General features: G+C 43.4%; 1 protein-coding gene and 1 pseudogene. One reads left to right on the top strand and one right to left on the bottom strand.

Features of this window, described 5'->3' with window-relative positions:
- Positions 1-764, top strand: a pseudogene (locus tag JX312_RS13155) (TrpB-like pyridoxal-phosphate dependent enzyme); the annotation flags it as partial.
- On the opposite strand, the gene JX312_RS13150 reads toward JX312_RS13155, so the two are convergent.
- Positions 721-1,680, bottom strand: a complete 960-nt coding sequence (locus tag JX312_RS13150; RefSeq protein ID WP_204458376.1) for a LuxR C-terminal-related transcriptional regulator — start codon at positions 1,678-1,680, stop codon at positions 721-723. The pseudogene JX312_RS13155 and the gene JX312_RS13150 overlap by 44 nt on opposite strands.
- Positions 1,681-1,761: the final 81 nt, after the last annotated feature.

Raw genomic sequence — 1,761 nt, 5'->3', positions numbered from 1 at the left:
GTGTAACAAATATCACGACCGAGACCGGAGCGGGGCAATGGGGAGCATCATTGTCTTATGCCGCAAGAATGTAATGTCGACGCGTGCCGGCAAAGACATACTTACCAGGACTCCGAATCATCAAGGCTCTTTGGGAACGGCAATCTCGGAGGCTATAGAGCTCGCACGCACAACACCTAACTGCAAATACACACTTGGCTCTGTTTTAAGCCACGTTACTCTGCAGCGATAAGAAAACAAGGTTCATCGCGGCGGAACCTGCCTCCTGTCCAAAGCTGACGAAAGGCAAATTCCGATATGATTTCGGAGATGAAGCCGGCTACACTCCCCTGCTTCCCATGTTCACGCTCGGTCATAAATTTCGTCCGGCAAACATTCATGCCGGAGGGTTACGTTACCACGGAGCGGGCGTGATAGTGTCACAGTTGCTTAAAGACGGTTTTATGGAAGCCATGGATATTTCTCAATTGGAATCGTTTGATGCCGGAATTATGTTCGCACAGACAGAAGATATCATCCCGGCACCAGAGTCATGCCACGCGATTGCCGCTACAATAAGTGAAGCAAAAAAATGCATTGAGACCGGAGAGGAAAAGGTTATTCTGTTCAACCTGTCGGGACATGGTCTGATCGACATGGGTTCATATGACAAATACTTTTCAGGTGATTTGCGCAATTACGAGCTGTCTGACGATGAAATAGTTGGAAATCTTCAGGATTCTATTGATGTGGATTCACTTCATTCAGATCCACAAGATTGTTGATCAATGCAAAAATAGTGAGTCCTGCCGCAGAATGGATTCCAAGTTTTGATGATATGTTTCTGCGGTGTGTCGCTACTGTGTGTACAGAGATGAACAGCTCCTCGGCGATCTCTTTATTGGATTTCCCTTTGGCGACACACCGTATTATATCTTTTTCCCTGTCTCCAAGCGCATATTCAGGAGTTACAGTCTCTTTGCCGGTGTCATCCCTCTTTTCAGTTTCGTTTCTGCGCAGTCTCAGATTGCGTTCAAGACGCTCAACAGCAGGAACAAAAAGACTTTTTTCCACTTCAAAGTGCGACATCATGTCTTTTTCGCAAGTAATGATATCATAAAGGGCGGCACTGAGGCGGGTGTTTTCTTTCTGTTTGTAATGATATATGAAAATATCTTTAAGCTCATTCAGCTTTGTTACAGTATGACTGTGATTTCCTGAGAAGTCATCAATACAGAATTTTTCATCAACGTCACCTTTGAGGAGATTCTCGACATACTTGAATATCACATCATTCTCATAATCCATATGTCGTTTTACTTCAACAACATAATCATCGAAAAATTTAATCAGCAACAAAGACACATCATTACTGTCCGAATAGTTTATTGCCTCAAACAGACGCTGGCGTATCTTGGGAAGCGTGACATCAAGAAATGCAGAATGCGTTCTTCTCAGATAACCCATGATTGACCTCAGTGACAATGTGTCGACAGAATACCGGTATCCGCTGAGAAGGTTGCATACGGCAAGAAATGTATCTGTATCAACGTTGTTCTCCTTGCAGATTTCAGACACAGGGTTGTCTCCAAATCCGAAAGCTATGTCAAATCGGCTTATAGCCATGAGGATAAGATTGTTGTCGCGGATAAGCTCCCTCATATTGTTTGACGGAAGATACCCTCTCTGTTTGTCAATCATGATAATCAATAATCGTTAACTAATTAGGGTGTTCAGTTTGATGTTCCGAAAAACGTCATTCAAAACACCTGTAATTTTAAT

Origin of the sequence: Barnesiella sp. CU968 (assembly GCF_905219685.1) — a bacterium.
Taxonomy (GTDB): domain Bacteria; phylum Bacteroidota; class Bacteroidia; order Bacteroidales; family Muribaculaceae; genus Lepagella; species Lepagella muris_A.
The sequence above is the reverse complement of the archived record's forward strand: the minus strand, read 5'-3'. Positions and strand labels throughout refer to the sequence as shown.

Bases quoted from the DNA above. Each gene is read 5' to 3' on its own strand.
- JX312_RS13150 (WP_204458376.1), bottom strand. From the start codon at position 1,680: ATGATTGACAAACAGAGAGGGTATCTTCCGTCAAACAATATGAGGGAG.